Here is an 18,965-nt window from a genome sequence, read left to right as displayed (position 1 = left end):
GCCAGGCGCTGTTGACGGTGGGCGTGGTGCTGAGTCTGCTGGCGGCGATCACGGTCATAGGCTGGCGCCTGATCCTGGTCATCCGGCTGCGTGCGCAGGCCGAGACTTCCCTGGTGGCCGCGCGTGAGAAGCTGGTTGACGCCAACCAAGAGCTAGGGCGGTTGGCCGCCCAGGACCCGTTGACGGGGCTGGCCAACCGGCGACGCTTCGATGAGACGCTGAGGCTCGAGGTCCGGCGTGCAGCTCGCGAAGGGACGCCGCTCTCGCTCTTGCTCATCGATCTGGATGATTTCAAAGGCTTCAATGATCGCTACGGCCATGTCGCCGGTGACGAATGCCTGAGGGCTGTGTCGCGGCAACTGGCGCTGTCGGCCAAGCGTCCCGGGGATCTCGCAGCGCGCTATGGGGGAGAGGAGTTGGCCATCATTCTTCCCAGCACCGCGCCGGAGGGAGCCATGCGCGTTGCCGAGCAATTGCTGGAGTGCATACGGGAGCTTGGCATCGCCCATGAGGCCAGCCACTTTGGCCGTGTGACGGCAAGCATAGGAGCGGCAAGCATGCAGGGCAAGCACGGGCTGGACAGCCCCGTGGATCTGGTTGAAGCCGCAGATCGCGCCTTGTATCGGGCCAAGGCGGCCGGGCGCAATCGTGTCGAGTGCTGAGTCAGGTGACACATCATCTCAGTTGGGCCGCTTGAGTCTATCGATGCAGCATTGACTGCCCACTCGGGGTGCGATGAATAAATCAGCCTTGCATGCGCCACCACAAATACAGCGCTGTGACGGCCATGGTGGAGATCGTCACAGGCACGCCGATTCGGGCATGTCGCTTCCAGTCGATGACAACCCCGCGACGCGCGGCTGCGTCGACGACGATGATGTTGGCGATGCTGCCCACGATTAGCAGGTTGCCGGCGAAGGTACTTGCCAGAGCCAGCAAGGTACCGGAGAGCGGATGATGCGCAACGGGCAGGAGCAACATCACGGCGGGGACATTGGAGACAAGATTGGACAGCAAGAAGGCGGCCCCAAACAGCGGAGCTGGGTGATCCAGATGCAGACCCAGCGCTGCTGAATCCGACACCAGCTGCGCTGGCAAACCCGTGCGCTGCAAGGCGTCGTTGACGACAAAAAGACCCATGAAGAGCACGAGCAATTCCCAATCGACCAGGCCCAGCATCCGGCTCGAGTGCAGCCGGCGGCTCATCAGCAGCACACCAGCCGCAGTCAGTGCGACAACCTCTCTCGGCCACGGCGCAAACAGAAACGACAAGAGAATCACGAGCGCTATCCCCAGCCCCTTTGCGGTCTGCCAACGGTTTAAGGCTTGCATCTCCAATTCGGGCTGCGCCTCGGACACTGCCTCGCCCGTCAGTTGCCACCGTCCCCTGATACAAATCACGATCACCGCCCATGTCAGCACCAATCCGACAAACACTGGTGCGGCCGCTTCGGCGGCATAGGCTCCAAAGGACAAATGCAATGTCTGCCCAATGAGCATGTTCTGAGGATTGCCGATCAGGGTTGCCGCGGATCCAATGTTGGCGGCACAGGCGAGGCCAAGCAAAAACGGAACCGGATCGAGCTTGCGACGCATACAGGCATCCACCAGCACGGGGGCGATGGCCAGGCAGACAATGTCGTTGCTGAATACGGCAGACAGCAGCGCAACAACGGCGATCAGCACGCCCAGCAAAGTCGCAGGAGTCACGGGCAATGCCGATAGACGGAGCGTGATCCAGTCATAGAAGCCGCCAAGGCGCATCTGTGCGGACACCACCATGAAGGCAAACAGCAGCAGCACGGTGGGCAAATCGATGGAGCGCGCCGCCTGCTCGACCGTGACAGCTTCAGTCGCAATCATGGCGATCGCACCGAGCAGCGCGATACCCGTACGATCGAGCTGCAAAAACGGCAACCCTCCGAGGATCATGCCGAGATACACCAAGCCAAAAATCACCAGGACGGTTGCGGTCATGGACGCATTATCGATGAGGCTCTGGCCAGGGAAACCGGGCTATTGCAGGAGCCTTGAGAGATCCCGAAAATTCCTATGGAGCAAACGATCACCTAAGCTAACCTCCACTTGCTGTGGAGCATTCTGTGGGGGGGACCGCTCTTGGCCGATTCTGTTGAAAAACTCCCTAGCACCTCCTTGAATCATGTTTTTGGGGGTGCCTTACCCCTTCCCACATGTGAGATCGCCGCTCCTAGAGCGATCTGAAAGGTAGATTTTCCGACCGACGTAGGCTGCTCAACAGCTTTCGAGTTTTTCAACAGAATCGGCCGAACGCAGCCGGTCACGACCCGCAGGCTGATCAACCCAACCCGGCACAGGTGGTCAGGTCAACCGGATAATGCAACGAGCCCCGCCGCGCGCGGGCCTTGGTCACAGGGGATGCGGTGAAGGTCAGTCGCTATGCGGTTCTGAATGGCCTTGCCTGAGATTCGCGCAATCAGGTATCACCTTCAACACCCCCTCGCAAGCACAATGACACTGCCCGCTTTCAACGACGCTTGGCGTGAAAAACAACGGATCAAACCCCACATCTGCATCTTAGAGGTGCGGGATCGGAATGCGCCTGACGGCAAGCCGATCGCTAGACTGTTCGTCCAGCGAGAGGAGCGCTACAAGCGCGACGACGAAGGGAAGATATACGAAGCCTCGATTAGTTTGTCTTATGAGACCATAGAGCCTAAATACTCGCTACGACATCGCACTAGCGGATCGTTCGACGCCAGCTACTCACGTGGCTTTTACGAAGGCAACGGATCAGTGTCGCTGGTGGATGGAGCGCTTTTCTTCGATCCTCCAGAGCTGTGTGGTCAAAGGATCGGTACTTACCTAATGAACGAGATCGTGACTTGGGCCCAGCAATGGCCTGAAGCTACCGTCAGACCTATCAAACTACTGTCCGGCCAAGCTTATGATGAAAACCGCACAAGACGCAACCGCTTTTACGAGAGATTTGGCCTAGTGTTCAGGTACCAAGATTCGGAACAGCGCGAAGGAGTGTCAAAGCCTATGCCCGTCAAGTCTCTGACTCCTGTCACGTCCTGGGAAGCCAATATTGGCGAGCACGATCCGCGTGAATACCTGGCAGAACTGCTCCATGAACGTGAACTCATGATGATGGACGCATCACAGCACGCCATGGTCATCCAGAACCTGACCGTGAAACTGGAAGAGGCTCGGAATCATCCCGTCCGCTGGGCTGCACGCCATTTATGGTGGCGACTAGCACAGCCCCTCCTGAAAGGTGCACTGCTGCTGGTGGCGCTAGGGGCACTCACTTGGGTGAGTTTCCAGTCCAAATAGGCCAGCGTCAATGCGTAGACATCGCGGTGGAGCACACAGCCTACTTGGCCAGCCGAGCTCTTACGCGCCATGCATTCGCCGGCGCACTAGCCTGCCAGCTCCATTGCCCGAGTGCGGTACTGCACCGGACTCAGACCATTCAAACGGCTCTTGATACGGGTGAGGTTGTAGTAGTTGATGTACCGGTACACCTCGAAACCGAGATCCCAGATGCTGCTGAACTTTCGCGTGTAAAACAGCTCCGTCTTTAGCGTCGCGAAAAAGCTCTCCATAGCTGCGTTGTCCAGGCAATTCCCTTTGCGTGACATGCTTTGCTTGATGCCCTTGGTAGCCAGCTTCTTGCGATAGGCCGGCATCTTGTAGTGCCACCCCTGATCAGAGTGCAACAACGGAGCTTGCTTGCCATCAAGCGTTTTCAGGGCCTTATCAAGCATCCTTCCCACTAAAGGGTAGTCAGGCCTCTTCTTTAACTCATAGGCCACAATCTCGCCGTTGTAAAGATCCATCACTGGGGATAAGTACAATTTCTCCCCCTTCACCTTGAACTCGGTAACGTCCGTCGTCCACTTCTGGTTGGGTCCATCAGCCGTGAATTCACGGTTCAGAAGATTCGGCACCTTCACGTGGTTCTCGCTGCGATAAGAACGATACTTCTTCGGACGCACCACAGACTTCAGACCTAACTCCTGCATCAGGCGCTGCACCACCTTGTGGTTGATCACTAGGCCTACCACGATGCGTAGGGTCGCCGTGATTCGACGGTAACCGTAGCGTCCTTTGTGCCGATCAAAGATCTCGCGGATCTATGCCTTCAACTCCGCATCGGGGTCTCCTGCTGCTACCACCTTGCACTGGTAGTAGTACGTGCTACGAGCCATCCCAGCAACTTTCAGCAGTAGTGCCAGAGGAAATTCAAGCCTTAGCTCGGTCACGAATTGCGCTTTTAGGGCGCAGTCGACTGCTGTCACCGAACCAAGGCCTTTAATTTTTTTTTAGGAAGGCAACCTCCGCAAGGAGGTACTCGTTTGCCTCGCGCAACTTTTGCAGCTCCTGACGCTCGTCAACACTGAGCGCGGAAGGGGCTGACGGTTGTAGCGTTTCTGCTGGGGGAGGGAAGGTAGGTATAGGCATCTTCTTCTTGCCGCCGCGAGGTTTAGGTTCAAGCGCTTCAAGACCGCCCTCATGATACTGACGTACCCAGCTAGCGATGGTGCCATTGCCTCCATGCACATTGAACATGGCAGCTGCCTGACGGTAGGACAGACCTTCTTGCCGAATTCGCTTTAGCACCGAGAGCTTGAAGCTGCCGCTGAAGTATTGGCGCTTTTTCTTTCGCGCCAACCCCGCTTCACCATGCAGGCGAAAACAGTCCACCCACTTACGGAGCAAGGACTTGTCCATGCCATATCTCCTCGCCACCTGTTCGAACCCCTCTGACCCGGACAGGTAGTCTTGAACTACGGTTAATTTGAATTGATCGTCATGTTTTGCCATGAAAAAACCCCAAAGGTTGGACGGGTGTCCAACTTTTGGGGTGCAGTTCAAGGGCCACTAGGCTCTGCGGGGATTTTTTGAGGCCGGCTGTTTAGACCAGCAGCGCGTTCACACGCTTGACATAGGCTGCGGGGTCCTCGGGCATGCCGCCTTCGGCCAGCACGGCCTGGTCGAACAGAATCTGCGCCAGATCGTGGAAATGCACCGATCCGTCGAGCTTCTTGACCAGCGGGTGCTCGGGATTGACTTCCAGCACGGGCTTGGATTCGGGTGCGGCCTGGCCGGCCTGCTTGAGCAGGCGCGCCAGTTGCAGACTCATGTCGCCATCGCTGACCACCAGGCAGGCCGGCGAGTCGACCAGGCGGCTAGTGGCGCGCACGTCTTCGGCGCGGTCCTTGAGCGCGTCCTTGAGCTTGGCCAGCAGGGGCTTGAAGGCTTCGGCCGCTTCCTCGGCAGCCTTCTTCTCTTCTTCGTTCTGCAGCTTGCCCAGGTCCACGGCGCCCTTGGCCACGGACTGCAGCGGCGTGCCGTCGAATTCCTGCAGATAGTTGAGCGCCCACTCGTCCACGCGGTCCGTCATGAGCAGCACCTCGATGCCCTTCTTCTTGAAGACCTCGAGCTGCGGGCTGTTCTTGGCGGCGGCCAGGTTGTCGGCCGTGATGTAGTAGATGGCCTCCTGGCCGTCCTTCATGCGCGCCTTGTAGTCGGCAAACGAGGTGTTCAGGCCGTCCTGGGTGGTCGTGGCGAAACGCAGCAGCTTGGCAATGCGCTCCTTGTTGCCGAAGTCCTCGCCCAGGCCTTCCTTGAGCACGGCACCGAATTCGGCGTAGAACCGGCTGAACTTGCCTTCCTTGGCCTTGTCCTCTTCGCTGACCACATCGGTCACGCCACCTTCCACGGCCACTTCATGCTTGTCGTGGCGCGCCAGGTCCTCGAGCATGGACAGCACGCGCTTGGCCGAGCCGTCGCGGATCAGGCGCACATCGCGGCTTTCCTGCAGCAACTCGCGGCTCACGTTCAGCGGCAGGTCGGCCGAGTCGATCACGCCCTTGACGAAGCGCAGGTACTGGGGCATCAGCGCCTCGGCCTCGTCCATGATGAAGACGCGCTTCACGTACAGCTTGATGCCCGCGTGCTTGTCGCGCTGGTACAGATCGAACGGAGCCTTGGCCGGGATGTACAGCAGCTGCGTGTACTCGGTATTGCCTTCGACGCGGTTGTGGCTCCAGGTCAGCGGGTCTTCGAAGTCATGGCTGATGGCCTTGTAGAACTCCTGGTACTGCTCGTCCGTGATGTCCTTCTTGGGGCGGGTCCACAGGGCGCTGGCCTTGTTCACGGTTTCCCACTCGCCGGTCTTGACCATTTCGCCGGGCTGATCGTTCTCGCCGTCCTTCCACTCTTCCTTTTCCATCAGGATGGGCAGGCTGATGTGGTCGGAGTACTTGGAGATAACCTGCTTGAGCTTCCAGCCATTGAGGAATTCTTCGGCATCGTCGCGCAGGTGCAGGATGATGCTGGTGCCGCGCTGGGCACGCTCGATCTGCTCGATCTCGAAATCGCCGGTGCCGCCGCTGATCCAGCGCACGCCGGCCGCTGCCGGAGCACCTGCGCGGCGAGTTTCCACGGTGATCTTGTCGGCCACGATGAAGCCCGAGTAAAAGCCCACGCCGAACTGGCCGATCAGTTGGGAGTCGGCCTTCTGGTCGCCGCTGAGCTTTTCCACAAAGGCCTTGGTGCCGCTCTTGGCGATCGTGCCCAGGTTGTCGATGGCCTCCTGCTCGCTCATGCCGATGCCGCTGTCGGTGATGGTCAGCGTCCTGGCGGCCTTGTCGAAGGACACGCGCACTTCCAGATTGGGCTGGTCGCCGTAGAGGCTGCTGTCATTCAGCGCCTCGAAGCGCAGCTTGTCGCAGGCGTCCGAAGCATTGGAGATCAGCTCGCGCAGAAAAATCTCCTGGTTGGAATACAGAGAATGCGTGACGAGATGCAGCAACTGGGCCACTTCGGCCTGGAAGGAATGGGTTTGCTTGGTCATGTATCTGTGAGCGAAAAACTGGATTCAACAAGCCGCCCCAAGCGTCACTCAAGGCGATTCGCTGTCATAGCTAGGGACCGTCCCTGGTATTTCAAGGGGCTTTAGGGCAGGAAAAAAGCGCAAGTGCTGATTCAAAAAGAATAGCTTCTTGCGCTTGTCAATCAATGGCTACAGGCCAATTTCACTGAAAAAAGGCATCAGCCCTGACCAGGGGGCGGCGAGCAAAAGCCTCCTTGCGGCGAAGCTGCCCGTTCCCCTTGGGGGAAGCGGCGGGGCCGCCTAGGCAAAGCCGCTCAGAGGGTATTAGAAGCTCTCATGCGCCGCCAGATAGCGCCACTGGCCCACGGGCAGATTGCCCAGGGTCACGCCGCCGATGCGGATGCGCTTGAGGCCCACGACCTTGAGACCGACCAGCTCGCACATGCGGCGGATCTGACGCTTCTTGCCTTCGGTCAGCACAAAGCGCAGCTGCTCGGGGTTCTGCCAGTCCACCTGCGCCGGCTTGAGCGGCTGTTCGTCCAGCGACAGGCCGTGACGCAGCAGCGCCAGCTTTTCCTCGGGGAAGACGGACTGCACGTCCACGTCGCGATCGCCAAAGGTCACGCGCACCAGGTATTCCTTGTCGACTTCCGAATCCTCGCCAATGATCTGGCGCGCCACGCGGCCGTCCTGGGTCAGCACCAGCAGGCCCACGGAGTCGATGTCCAGGCGGCCGCAAGGCGCCAGACCCTTGAGCTGGCTGAAGTTGAAGCGGGTCTTGCTGCGGTCCTCGTTCCAGCGGTTTTCGTTGGTGATCAGCACCACGGCCGGCTCATGGCCGTCCTCGGCCTGGCCGCTCACATAGCCCATGGGCTTGTGCAGCAGGATGGTCACTTGCTGGTCCTGGCGGTCCTGAGCCTTCTGGTCGATCTCGATCCTGTCGCCGGGCACCACGTTCTGGCCCATGGTCGCGACTTCGCCGTTGACTGTGACCCAGCCGTTCTCCACCCATTCATCGGCCTCGCGGCGCGAGCACAGGCCCATGTCGGCAATGCGCTTGTTGATGCGAATCGCACCGGGGCGGTCGTCCTGGCGGGCTTCCACTTCGGGCGCGCGCTTGACGGGAATCGCGCGGTCCGAGCCATCGGCCGCGGGGCGGTAGGTGCGGATGCCCGTGGTCGGGCGGCGCGTGGCTTCCGACACAAACGAGCCGGGGATATGGCGCTTCTCGGGCTCGCCACCGCGGTCGTCGCGGCGCTCGCCACGGCGTTCGTCGTTGCGACGATCACCGAAACGGCGGTCATCGCTGCGACGGTCGTCACTGCGGCGGTCGTCACCACGCGGGCCACGGTCGTTGCGGGGCGCGAAATCACGGCGCTCGCCACGTTCGAAAGCACGGCCCTCGGGGCGCTCGTCCGAGCGGCGCGGCGCACGGTCATCTGAGCGCCCAAAATCACGACCTTGCGGACGATCGCCAAAATCACGACGCTCTTCATCGCGGGGACGGAACGAACGACGCTCGCCACCTTCGCCGCGCTCGGGGCGACCCTGGTCCGGGCGACCCTGATCCGGGCGACCAAAGCCACGGCTCTGAGGACGATCGCCAAAGTCGCGACGACCTTCGAAACGATCGCCGCCACGGCGGCCGTCGTCACGGCGCTCTTCATCGCGGGGACGGAACGAACGGCGCTCGCTACCTTCGGCGCGCTCGGGGCGACCCTGATCCGGGCGACCAAAGCCACGGCTCTGGGGACGATCGCCAAAGTCACGACGACCCTCGTCACGGGGGCGGAGTTCGCGGCGCTCACCGCGATCTGCACGTTCGCCATCGCCACGCTGCTCGCCATAGGGCTTGAAGCCACGATCACCGCCGCCAAAGCGACGCTCGCCGCCTTCGGCAAAGCGGTCATCGCGATCAGCGCGGGGACGGCGCTCGTCGCGCTGCGAAAAGCCGCCGCGACGTTCACCGTCATCACGAGCAGGACGGCCGCCGCCATCGGGACGACCAAAGCCTGAAGCGCGGGGGCGCTCGTCGCGGTCACGCTGAGGGCGTGCGCCACGCTCGCCACGCGGGCCTTCACCGCGCTGGCCACGATCGGAGCCGCCAGCGGGCTTGGAGCCACGGGCCGCCGCGGGCTTTTCCGCCTTGGCGGGCTTGGCCGGCGCACGCAAAACAGGGCGCGCCGACGAGGATTCGGAAGGCGCGGAGGATTTGCCAGCGCCGGGGGCGCCAGACTCTTTAGGGGAATTGACTGACATTTGACCGCCATTGTCGCGCGACGCGCGGCTCTCGGCTGCAGTTATCCACAATTCCAGCGTGGCGCTCGGTCTTTGTTTTGCCTGTTTTTCAGGCAAGCACTCGGCGTACCGGCGCAAACACCCCATGGCGCAGTGCGTCCAGGTCCAGCACGCGCAGACCGCCGTATTCGACCTGGATCACACGCTCGCGCTGCAGCACGGCCAGCGCCTCGTTCACGCGCTGGCGCGACAGGCCCACCAGATTCGCGAGCTCCTGCTGGGTAATGCGCAGCACCTCGCCCACGCCCGGATACAGCAGGGGGTTGAACAAAGCCGCCAGACTGCGCGCCACGCGCTGGTCGGGATTGTTCAGCCGGTCGATCTCGCGTGCCGCAATGAACTGGCCCAGGCGTTCGTTGAGCTGGTTCATCACAAAACGATTGAAGCCTATGGAGTGGTCGAGCAGCCAGTGGAACATGTCTATGGGCAACCCGCCCACGACGGAGCGGCGTATGGCTTGCACGTTATAGCGGTAGGGCTCGCGCTTGACGGCCGTGCCCTCGCCGAACCAGCCGCCGGGCGGCAGGCCGGCCAGGGTCAGGCTGACGCCGTCGGCGCTGTCCGTGTTCATCTTGAGCAGGCCGTCGACCACGCCGAACCAGTAGGTGGGGGCCCGGCCCATGCGGCAGACATAGTCACCGGGCTCGGCATCTCCGACCACCAGCACGCGCAAGGCGTTTTCGCGCTCCTGCGGCAGCAGCACGGACAACCATGGAATTCCCTCCAGCTCATCGCCCCTGGGTTTGCGTCGCCTTTGATGCAAGGACAGTTCTTGACTCATGGCCGCCAGCATTGCGAATGCGGCCTCTCTGCGGAAGCCGTATTTCCCCCGAGGCAGCAAATGCACCTCTTTCAGCAGCATTTGCCACAGCGGATTTTCACTATGGAGAGTTTCCCTCGGATTGTCGTCAAACAGACTGTTTGACGTCAAAGTCGTTCATAGCATTCCTGCAAGACTTTTACGCAGAACCGGCACAGACAACGCCTACAGGTCGTTGAAGATACAAGGACTAGGAATGACAACCACGTTCCCGCACTTGCTGCTCAAGCACGCAACCGAGCGCCCCGACGCGCCCGCCCTGCGTGAGAAGGAATACGGCATCTGGCAGACATGGACCTGGCGCGAAGCCGCGCAGTCCGTGCGCCACATGGCTTGCGGCCTGCGTGCGCTGGGACTGGGCGGCGGTCAGAACCTGGCTTTCATCAGCGACAACCGGCCCCATGTCTACCTGGGCTTTCTGGCCGTGCAGACCTGCGGCGCCGTGCCCATCCCACTGTACCAGGACGCCGTGGCCGCCGAAATGCGCTTTGTGATGGAGGACGCCGAGATCGCGTTCGCCTTTGCCGAAAACCAGGAGCAGGTGGACAAGCTGCTGGAGGTGCGGGAATGGGTGCCCGGCATCCGCCACATCATCTACGACGACCCCCGCGGCCTGCGCAAATACGACCAGCCCGGACTCATCAGCACCGCGGCGCTGCAGGCCAAGGGCCAGGAGTGGGACGCGCAGCACCCCGGCGCCTACGACGCCATGGTGGCCGCCGTGCGCCCCGAGGATATCTCGGTCATCCTCTATACCTCGGGCACCACGGGCAAGCCCAAGGGCGTATGCCAGACCCATGCCAGCTTCGGCGATTCGGCCCGCGGCGGCGTGGCTACCGACGGTCTGCAGGCTTCGGACAATGTGATCTGCTACCTGCCGCCGGCCTGGGTCGGCGACCACCTGTTCTCGTTCGCGCAATGGCTGGTGGCGGGCTTCACCATCAACTGCCCGGAGTCGGCTGCCACGGTTGCCATCGACCTGCGCGAGATCGGCCCCAGCTATTACTTTGCGCCGCCGCGTATTTTCGAGGGCATGCTGACCTCGGTTTCCATCCGCATGGAGGACGCCTCGCCACTCAAGCAATGGATGTATGCCAGGGCCATGGAGGTGGCGCGCCGCGTGGGCTCGGACATCCTGGACGGAAAGAACGTGAGTGCCGTGGACCGGCTCAAGTACCAGCTTGGCAATCTCTTCATCTACGGGCCGCTGCGCAACGCCATGGGCCTGTCGCGCATCCGCGTGGCCTACACGGCCGGCGCGGCCATCGGCCCCGAGCTGTTCCGCTTTTTCCGCTCCATAGGCATCAACCTCAAGCAGCTCTACGGGCAGACCGAGACCTGCGCCTATGTCTGCCTGCAGCGCGACCGTCAGGTGGAACTCTCCAGCGTGGGCCAGGCGGCGCCCGGTATTGAGCTCAAGATTGCCGACAACGGCGAGGTGCTGGTCAAGGGCGTTTCCGTGCTCAAGGAGTACTACAAGCGCCCCGACGCCACGGCCGAGGTGATCGACGCCAACGGCTACTTCCACACCGGCGATGCGGGCGTGATCGACGCGGACGGCCAGCTGCGCATCATCGACCGTGCCAAGGACGTGGGCAAGACCAGCCGCGGCGCCATGTTCGCGCCCAACTACATAGAAAACAAGCTCAAGTTCTTCCCCCACATCAAGGAGGCCGTGTGCTTCGGCCACGGCAAGGACGAGGTCTGCGCCTTCATCAACATCGACTACGAGGCCGTGGGCAACTGGGCCGAGCGCCAGGGCCTGCCCTATGGCGGCTATGTGGACCTGGCCAGCAAGGCCAAGGTGCTGGAGTTGGTGGCCGAGTGTATAGACAAGGTCAACGCCGACCTGGCCTCCGAGCCCGGCATGGCCGACACCCAGGTGGCGCGCTTTCTGGTGCTGCACAAGGAGCTGGACCCCGACGACGACGAGCTCACCCGCACCCGCAAGGTGCGCCGCAACTTCATCGCCGACAAGTACGGGGTGCTGGTGGAAGCGCTCTATACCGGCAAGAAGCAGCAGTTCATCGAGACCCAGGTGAAGTTTGAAGACGGCCGCACCGGCAGCGTGAGCGCCACGCTGACCATTGTGGACACCAAGATCCACCCGGCGGCCACGGTCTGAGAGGGAACGACATGAATACCAGAACCACGGGCGATGTCATTCTGGACATCAAGAACATCAGCCTGCGCTTTGGCGGGGTCAAGGCGCTGACGGACATTTCCTTCAACGTGAAGGAGCACGAGATCCGCTCCATCATCGGCCCCAACGGCGCCGGCAAGAGCTCCATGCTCAACTGCATCAACGGCGTCTACACGCCGTCCGAAGGCTCCATCACCTTCCGCGGCCAGACCTTCAGCCATATGAACAGCCGCCAGGTGGCCGAGATGGGTGTCGCACGCACCTTCCAGAACCTGGCTCTGTTCAAGGGCATGAGCGTGATCGACAACATCATGACCGGCCGCAACCTCAAGATCAGGAGCAACATCCTGATGCAGGCTCTGCGTCTGGGGCCGGCCCAGCGTGAAGAAATCGCACACCGCGAATTCGTCGAGCACATCATTGACTTCCTCGAAATCCAGGCCTACCGCAAGACGCCCGTGGGCCAGCTGCCCTACGGCCTGCAAAAGCGCGTGGACCTGGGCCGGGCCCTGGCCATGGAGCCCCAGGTGCTGCTGCTGGACGAGCCCATGGCCGGCATGAACGTGGAGGAAAAGCAGGACATGTGCCGCTTCATCCTCGACGTGAACGACGAATTCGGCACCACGATTGTGCTCATCGAACACGATATGGGCGTGGTCATGGACATCTCGGACCGTGTCGTGGTGCTGGACTACGGCAAGAAGATCGGCGACGGCGCTCCCGATGAAGTACGCAACAACGAAGACGTGATCCGCGCCTATCTGGGCGCGGGCCATTGAGATGAAGTACCCCCTGAGCCGCTGCGCGTCTTCCCCCAAGGGGGACGACGGCCTTTGCTGCGGGACGGCGCGGCCGGCACAGGCCCTTGCTGGCAGCCCCTCGCTTGGACGGCGCCACGGATAACTGACAGGAGCAGTCATGGGATTTTTCTTAGAGACATTGTTCGGCGGCCTGATGGTGGGCACGCTGTACGCGCTGATCGCCATCGGCTTCGTGCTGATCTTCAAGGCCTCGGGCGTCTTCAACTTCGCGCAGGGCGCCATGGTGCTGTTCTCGGCCCTGGCCATGGCCCGCTTTTCGCAATGGATTCCCGGCTGGCTGGGCATGGAGCCCGGTTTTGTCGGCAATCTGCTGGCCATCGTCATCACCCTGACGCTGATGGTGGCCGTGGCCTGGGTGATCGAGCGGCTGGCCCTGCGCCATCTGGTCAATCAGGAACCCATCACCCTGCTGATGGCCACGCTGGGTATTGCCTATCTGCTCGACGGCCTGGGCCCCATGATCTTCGGCAGCGAGGTCTACAAGATCGACGTGGGCATGCCCAAGGACCCGGTCTTCATCCTCGACAGCCTGTTCCAGGGCGGAGTGATGATCAGCCTGGAAGACCTGTATGCGGCTTGCATCGCCGCCATCCTAGTGATCTGCCTGAGCATCTTTTTCCAGAAAACCAAGACCGGGCGCGCGCTGCGTGCCGTGGCCGACGACCACCAGGCGGCCCAGTCCATAGGCATTCCGCTGTCGCGCATCTGGGTCATCGTCTGGTCGGTGGCCGGTGGCGTGGCCCTGGTGGTCGGCATCATCTGGGGCAGCAAGCTGGGCGTGCAGTACTCGCTGTCGCTGGTGGCACTCAAGGCCCTGCCCGTGGTGATCCTGGGCGGCCTGACCTCGCTGCCCGGCGCCATCATCGGCGGCCTGATCATCGGCGTGGGCGAAAAGCTGTCCGAGGTCTATCTGGGCCCCATGGTGGGCGGCGGCATAGAGACCTGGTTTGCCTATGGGCTGGCCCTTTGCTTCCTGCTGGTACGGCCACAAGGTCTGTTCGGCGACAAAATTATCGACCGCGTTTAAGGCCGGAGGAGCGCATCCATGTTTTATCGTGAAAACGGCCAGTTCAAGACCAGCTACGCCGCAGACCAGCAGATCTTTACCGTGGCGCAGGACCGCTGGGCCATTCTTCTGATGCTGGCGCTGGCCTTTCTGGCGATTCCCCTGGTGGCCAGCGACTACACCTACCAGGCGATTCTGATTCCCTTCGTCATCATGTCGCTGGCGGCGCTGGGCCTCAATATTCTCGTGGGCTACTGCGGCCAGATCTCGCTGGGCACGGCGGCCTTCATGGCCGTGGGCGCCTATGCGGCCTACAACCTGCAGGCCCGCTTCGAGGGCATGCCGCTGCTGCTGGCCCTGATCGGCGGCGGCGTGGTGGCCATGGTGTTCGGCGTGGTGTTCGGCCTGCCCAGCCTGCGCATTCGCGGCCTGTATCTGGCCGTGGCCACGCTGGCGGCGCAGTTCTTCGTGGACTGGCTCGCGACCCGCGCCGCCTGGGTGACGAACAACTCCTCCTCGGGCTCGGTGAGCGCCAAGCCGCTGGCCATTTTGGGCTGGGCCATCGACACGCCCATGGAGAAATACCTGCTGTGCCTGGTCATCCTGTGCGTGCTGGGCCTGGCCGCCAAGAACCTGGTGCGCAGCGCCATCGGCCGCGAGTGGATGGCCATGCGCGACATGGACGTGGCCGCCAGCGTGATCGGCATCCGTCCCACCTACGCCAAGCTGTCGGCCTTTGCGGTCAGCAGCTTCATCGTCGGCGTGGCCGGCGCGCTCTGGGGCTTTGTGCACCTGGGCGCCTGGGAGCCCGCGGCCTTCAGCCTGGACCGCTCGCTGCAGCTGCTGTTCATGATCATCATCGGCGGCCTGGGCTCGGTGGTGGGCAGCATCTTCGGCGCGGCCTTCTTCGTGCTGCTGCCGCTGCTGCTCAACCAGGTGCCCCACTGGCTGGGCCTGCCGCTGTCCACGGCCACGGCCACCTATCTGGAGCACATGATCTTCGGCGCGCTGATCGTGTTCTTTCTGATTGTCGAGCCCCATGGCCTGGCCAAGCTCTGGGCCACGGCAAGACAGAAACTGCGCGTCTGGCCTTTCCCGCATTGAAATGACTACCCCCTGTGCCGCTGACGCGGCTTCCCCCAAGGGGGACGGCACCTTCGCCGCGAGGCGGCTCTTGCTCGGTGCCCCTGAGTTAGTGAGTGCTTGATTGAAAGATAGTTGATTTATTTACAAGACACCACAGAGTGCCTGTCCGGGACCCCGTCCCATACAACCCAAGGAGACAGTTGATGATGTTCAAGAAGATTGCGATTGCCGCCGCCACCGTGGCAGCCGGCATGGGTGGCTTGATGGCTTCGCCGGCCGCGCAGGCGCAGGAACAGTTCGTGCCGCTGCTGGTCTACCGCACCGGCCAGTTCGCGCCCCTGGGCATTCCATGGGCCGACGGCAAGCAGGACTATCTGAAGCTGGTCAATGCCAAGGGCGGCATCAACGGCGTGAAGATCAAGTACGAGGAATGCGAGACCGCCTACGACACGGCCAAGGGCGTGGAGTGCTATGAGCGCCTGAAGAACAAGGACGGCGGAGCCTCGGGCTTCGACACCCAGTCGACCGGCATCACCTTTGCCGTGACCGACAAGGCGCCCGGCGACAAGATACCCGTGGTCACGCCCGGCTACGGCCTGTCGCAGTCGGTGGACGGCAAGGTCTTCGAATGGAACTTCCCGCTGCTGGGCAATTACTGGACCGCGGCCGACTCCATCATCCAGGACATCACCAAGAAGGAAAAAGGCAGCCTCAAGGGCAAGAAGATCGCCCTGGTCTACCACGACTCTCCCTACGGCAAGGAGCCGATCGCGCTGCTGCAAAAGCGTGCCGCCCGGGACGGCTTCGAGCTGATGCTGCTGCCGGTGACGGCCCCGGGCGTGGAGCAGAAGTCCACCTGGCTGCAGATCCGCCAGAACCGCCCCGACTATGTGCTGCTGTGGTCCGCCGGCGTGATGACGCCCACGGCCGTGCGCGAGGCGCAGGCCACGGGCTATCCGCGCGAGAAGATGTATGCCGTGTGGTGGGGCGGCTCCGACCATGACGTGAAGGACATCGGCGCCGGCGCCAAGGGCTACAACACCGTGACCATCCACAACACGGCCGACCACGACAAGATCCACGACGAGGTCAAGGCCCAGATCTACGACAAGGGCCAGGGCACGGGCAAGGACGCCAAGGAACTGGGCCAGCTCGCTCACACCCGCGGCATGGTGATCTCCATGCTGCAGGTCGAGGCCATCCGCACCGCACAAGAGAAGTTCGGCAAGGGCAAGGTCATGACGCCCGAGCAGGTGCGCTGGGGCCTGGAGAACCTGAACCTGACCCAGGAGCGCCTGAACGAGCTGGGCTTCGGCAAGATCATCCGCCCCTTCAAGACCAGCTGCGACAACCACCTGGGCGCCGACTGGCAGCGCATCGCTACCTGGGACGGCAGCAAGTTCAAGGTGACTTCCGACTGGTACCAGGCCGACAAGTCCCTGGTCGATCCGCTCTACAAGGAATATGCGGACAAGTACGCCAAGGAAAAGAACATCAAGGTGCGTAGCTGCAGCTGATCGACGCCGAGGCACGGCTCCACCAGGGGCCGTGCCCGGACCGGCATACAAACCGCCTTCCGCGCTTCACAGGCAAGCGCCAACCGCTATGAATTTCGAGACCATCAGGTGATGAGCATGACCGATTCTCCGCACCCAGCTTCTGCTGTAGCCCCCACCGCGCCGCTGGTGGAGGTCAACGGCATCGAGGTCATCTACAACCATGTGATCCTGGTGCTCAAGGGCGTCTCGCTCAAGGTGCCGCACCAGAGCATCGTCGCCCTGCTGGGCGGCAACGGCGCGGGCAAGACCACCACCTTGCGCGCCATCTCCAATCTGCTCAAGGGCGAGCGCGGCGAGGTGACCAAGGGCGGCATCACGCTCGAGGGCGAGCAGATCGCCAATCTCTCGCCGGCCGAGCTGGTCAAGCGCGGCGTGGTCCAGGTCATGGAGGGGCGCCACTGCTTCGCCCACCTGACCATCGAAGAAAACCTGATGACCGGCAGCTACACGCGCAGCGACAAGGGCGAGATCGCTGCCAATCTGGAAAAGGTCTACAACTACTTTCCGCGCCTCAAGACCCGGCGCACCAGCCAGGCCGCCTACACCTCGGGTGGCGAGCAGCAGATGTGCGCCATAGGCCGCGCGCTGATGAGCAACCCGCGCATGGTGCTGCTCGACGAGCCGTCCATGGGACTGGCGCCGCAGATCGTGGACGAGGTGTTCCACATCGTCAAAGACCTCAACAGCAAGGAAAAAGTCACTTTCCTGCTGGCCGAGCAGAACACCAATATGGCGCTCAAGTACGCGGACTACGGCTACATCATGGAAAGCGGCCGCATCGTGATGGACGGCAAGGCCAGCGACCTGGCCAGCAACGAGGACGTCAAGGAGTTCTACCTGGGCGTGGGCGGCGGCGAACGCAAGAGCTTCAAGGACGTGAAGAGCTACAAGCGCCGCAAGCGCTGGCTGGCCTAGCCAGACAGCCCGGGTTCCGGAGCCGGATCAAGCGTCTGCGTGCAAGCCGAGCCGACAGGTCCGGCGTTTGACCCGTCAGCAGAACCCCATCCCGGACAACCTCTAAATTCATAGCTGCTACCGCATGCCAACCCTGCGGTTCAGGCGTTTTTCGCCCAAATTCCTTGAAATGCGTGCAGGAGATCGATGATGAGCCAGTTCTATGACAACCTGGAAACCCGCGCTCCCGAGCAGCGCGAGGCAGATCTGATGGCGCGGCTGCCCAGGCAGATCGCCCATGCCCAGCAGCACAGCCCGGCGTTTGCCGAGATTCTGCAGGGCGTGGAGGCGCCGGGGGTCGCCAGCCGCAGCGCCCTGGCCCGGCTTCCCGTCACGCGCAAGAGCGAGCTGCTGGAACGCCAGGCCGCGCACCGGCCGCAGCAGATCTTCGGCGGCTTCAACGCGATTGCCGTCGGCCGGGACATGCCGCGCCTGTTTGCCAGCCCCGGCCCGATCTACGAACCCGAAAGCCGCCGCGCCGACTACTGGCGCATGGCGCGCGCCATGCATGCCGCGGGCTTCAGGGCGGGCGAACTGGTGCACAACTGCTTTTCCTACCACTTCGTGCCCGCGGGCTCGATGATGGAGACCGGCGCCCATGCGCTGGGCTGCACGGTGTTTGCGGGCGGCACGGGCCAGACCGAGCAGCAGGTGCAGGCCATGGCCGATCTGCGGCCCGCGGGCTATGTGGGCACGCCCAGCTTTCTCAAGATCATTGTGGAGAAGGCGCAGGAGATGGGCGTGAAGCTGCCCAGCCTGACCAAGGCCATGGTCAGCGGCGAGGCCTTTCCACCCTCGCTGCGCGACTGGATGCTGGAACATGGCATAGACGCCTACCAAAGCTACGGCACGGCCGACCTGGGCCTGATCGCCTACGAGACCAGCGCCCGCGAAGGCCTGGTGCTGGACGAAGAGGTGATCGTGGAGATCGTGCGCCCCGGCACGGACGACCTCGTGGCCGAGGGCGAAGTCGGCGAGCTGGTGGTCACCAGCCTCAACCCCGACTATCCGCTGATCCGCTTCGGCACCGGCGACCTCTCGGCCTATCTGCCCGGCACCTGCCCCACGGGCCGCAGCAATGCGCGCATCAAAGGCTGGCTGGGCCGGGCCGACCAGGCGGCCAAGGTGCGCGGCATGTTTGTGCATGCCAAGCAGGTGGCCGAAGTCGTGCAGCGCTTTCCCCAGATCGGCAAGGCGCGCCTGGTGGTGACGGGGGAAATGGCCAACGACCGCATGCAGCTGCTGGTGGAAACCACCGAGACCGCCCCGGGTTTTGCCCAGCAGGTGGTGGATGCGCTGCGCGAAGTGACCAAGTTGCGCGGCGAGGTGCAGATGGTGGCGCCGGGCAGCCTGCCCAACGACGGCAAGGTGGTCGAAGACGCGCGCTCCTACCAATAAGGCCCGACGGTTTGCGACATCGCAAAGCCCGGCTCAAAAGTCGCCAACTGTCGG

At 62.5% G+C, this 18,965-nt stretch carries 13 protein-coding genes and 1 pseudogene; 9 read left to right on the top strand and 5 right to left on the bottom strand.

Annotation, left to right across the window (positions count from 1 at the left end; translation table 11 throughout):
- On the top strand, positions 1-662 hold a 662-nt coding region (locus AB6724_RS13535), incomplete at its 5' end, for a diguanylate cyclase (RefSeq protein ID WP_369339052.1).
- An 82-nt stretch (positions 663-744) separates the two neighbouring features.
- On the opposite strand, the gene AB6724_RS13530 is transcribed toward AB6724_RS13535, so the two are convergent.
- Positions 745-1,977, bottom strand: coding sequence for an anion transporter (locus AB6724_RS13530; protein WP_369339051.1), 1,233 nt, complete (start codon positions 1,975-1,977; stop codon positions 745-747).
- Positions 1,978-2,490: 513 nt separating this feature from the next.
- On the opposite strand from AB6724_RS13530, the gene AB6724_RS13525 reads away from it, so the two are divergent.
- The gene (locus AB6724_RS13525; protein WP_369339050.1) at positions 2,491-3,318 is read left to right on the top strand and encodes a hypothetical protein; all 828 of its coding nucleotides are present in this window, start codon (positions 2,491-2,493) and stop codon (positions 3,316-3,318) included.
- Between the two features lie 86 nt (positions 3,319-3,404).
- Here the strand turns inward: AB6724_RS13525 and AB6724_RS13520 are convergent.
- From AB6724_RS13520 to AB6724_RS13495, 4 genes and pseudogenes are all read right to left on the bottom strand, one after another.
- Positions 3,405-4,812 (bottom strand): annotated as a pseudogene (locus AB6724_RS13520) (IS3 family transposase).
- 91 nt (positions 4,813-4,903) lie between these two features.
- The gene (gene htpG, locus AB6724_RS13515; RefSeq protein ID WP_369339049.1) at positions 4,904-6,847 is read right to left on the bottom strand and encodes a molecular chaperone HtpG; all 1,944 of its coding nucleotides are present in this window, start codon (positions 6,845-6,847) and stop codon (positions 4,904-4,906) included.
- 303 nt (positions 6,848-7,150) lie between these two features.
- Complete coding sequence (locus AB6724_RS21840; RefSeq protein WP_439329868.1) at positions 7,151-9,085, bottom strand: pseudouridine synthase; 1,935 nt, start codon at positions 9,083-9,085, stop codon at positions 7,151-7,153.
- 88 nt (positions 9,086-9,173) lie between these two features.
- On the bottom strand, positions 9,174-9,905 hold the full coding sequence (locus AB6724_RS13495; protein ID WP_369339045.1) for a Crp/Fnr family transcriptional regulator: 732 nt from the start codon (positions 9,903-9,905) through the stop codon (positions 9,174-9,176).
- A 235-nt stretch (positions 9,906-10,140) separates the two neighbouring features.
- Here AB6724_RS13495 and AB6724_RS13490 point away from each other — a divergent pair, with 235 nt between their 5' ends.
- The 7 genes from AB6724_RS13490 to AB6724_RS13460 all read left to right on the top strand — a co-directional run bounded on the left by AB6724_RS13490 (position 10,141) and on the right by AB6724_RS13460 (position 18,911).
- Positions 10,141-12,069, top strand: coding sequence for an AMP-dependent synthetase/ligase (locus AB6724_RS13490; RefSeq protein WP_369339044.1), 1,929 nt, complete (start codon positions 10,141-10,143; stop codon positions 12,067-12,069).
- Between the two features lie 11 nt (positions 12,070-12,080).
- Positions 12,081-12,866, top strand: a complete 786-nt coding sequence (locus AB6724_RS13485) for an ABC transporter ATP-binding protein (protein ID WP_369339043.1) — start codon at positions 12,081-12,083, stop codon at positions 12,864-12,866.
- Positions 12,867-13,005: 139 nt separating this feature from the next.
- Positions 13,006-13,935, top strand: a complete 930-nt coding sequence (locus AB6724_RS13480; protein WP_369339042.1) for a branched-chain amino acid ABC transporter permease — start codon at positions 13,006-13,008, stop codon at positions 13,933-13,935.
- Positions 13,936-13,953: 18 nt separating this feature from the next.
- Positions 13,954-15,018, top strand: a complete 1,065-nt coding sequence (locus tag AB6724_RS13475) for a branched-chain amino acid ABC transporter permease (protein ID WP_369339041.1) — start codon at positions 13,954-13,956, stop codon at positions 15,016-15,018.
- A gap of 185 nt (positions 15,019-15,203) precedes the next feature.
- Entirely contained in the window at positions 15,204-16,517 is a 1,314-nt protein-coding gene (locus tag AB6724_RS13470) for an ABC transporter substrate-binding protein (protein ID WP_369339040.1), read from the top strand.
- Between the two features lie 117 nt (positions 16,518-16,634).
- Positions 16,635-17,474, top strand: coding sequence for an ABC transporter ATP-binding protein (locus AB6724_RS13465; protein ID WP_369339039.1), 840 nt, complete (start codon positions 16,635-16,637; stop codon positions 17,472-17,474).
- A 189-nt stretch (positions 17,475-17,663) separates the two neighbouring features.
- Positions 17,664-18,911, top strand: coding sequence for a phenylacetate--CoA ligase family protein (locus tag AB6724_RS13460; protein ID WP_369339038.1), 1,248 nt, complete (start codon positions 17,664-17,666; stop codon positions 18,909-18,911).
- Positions 18,912-18,965 lie beyond the last annotated feature (54 nt).

It is taken from the genome of Comamonas guangdongensis (genome assembly GCF_041079535.1).
GTDB classification, from domain to species: Bacteria; Pseudomonadota; Gammaproteobacteria; order Burkholderiales; family Burkholderiaceae_C; genus Comamonas; species Comamonas guangdongensis.
Note: the sequence above shows the minus strand (reverse complement) of the source record. Positions and strands in the feature narration are given on the sequence as shown.

What these genes read in the sequence shown, in the direction of transcription:
- AB6724_RS13485 (WP_369339043.1), top strand. Translation starts at nt 12,081, where the DNA reads ATGAATACCAGAACCACGGGCGATGTCATTCTGGACATCAAGAACATC.
- AB6724_RS13530 (WP_369339051.1), bottom strand. Translation starts at nt 1,977, where the DNA reads ATGACCGCAACCGTCCTGGTGATTTTTGGCTTGGTGTATCTCGGCATG.
- AB6724_RS13495 (WP_369339045.1), bottom strand. Translation starts at nt 9,905, where the DNA reads ATGAGTCAAGAACTGTCCTTGCATCAAAGGCGACGCAAACCCAGGGGC.
- AB6724_RS13475 (WP_369339041.1), top strand. Translation starts at nt 13,954, where the DNA reads ATGTTTTATCGTGAAAACGGCCAGTTCAAGACCAGCTACGCCGCAGAC.
- AB6724_RS13480 (WP_369339042.1), top strand. Translation starts at nt 13,006, where the DNA reads ATGGGATTTTTCTTAGAGACATTGTTCGGCGGCCTGATGGTGGGCACG.
- AB6724_RS13470 (WP_369339040.1), top strand. Translation starts at nt 15,204, where the DNA reads ATGATGTTCAAGAAGATTGCGATTGCCGCCGCCACCGTGGCAGCCGGC.
- AB6724_RS21840 (WP_439329868.1), bottom strand. Translation starts at nt 9,085, where the DNA reads ATGTCAGTCAATTCCCCTAAAGAGTCTGGCGCCCCCGGCGCTGGCAAA.
- AB6724_RS13460 (WP_369339038.1), top strand. Translation starts at nt 17,664, where the DNA reads ATGAGCCAGTTCTATGACAACCTGGAAACCCGCGCTCCCGAGCAGCGC.
- htpG (WP_369339049.1), bottom strand. Translation starts at nt 6,847, where the DNA reads ATGACCAAGCAAACCCATTCCTTCCAGGCCGAAGTGGCCCAGTTGCTG.
- AB6724_RS13465 (WP_369339039.1), top strand. Translation starts at nt 16,635, where the DNA reads ATGACCGATTCTCCGCACCCAGCTTCTGCTGTAGCCCCCACCGCGCCG.
- AB6724_RS13490 (WP_369339044.1), top strand. Translation starts at nt 10,141, where the DNA reads ATGACAACCACGTTCCCGCACTTGCTGCTCAAGCACGCAACCGAGCGC.
- AB6724_RS13525 (WP_369339050.1), top strand. Translation starts at nt 2,491, where the DNA reads ATGACACTGCCCGCTTTCAACGACGCTTGGCGTGAAAAACAACGGATC.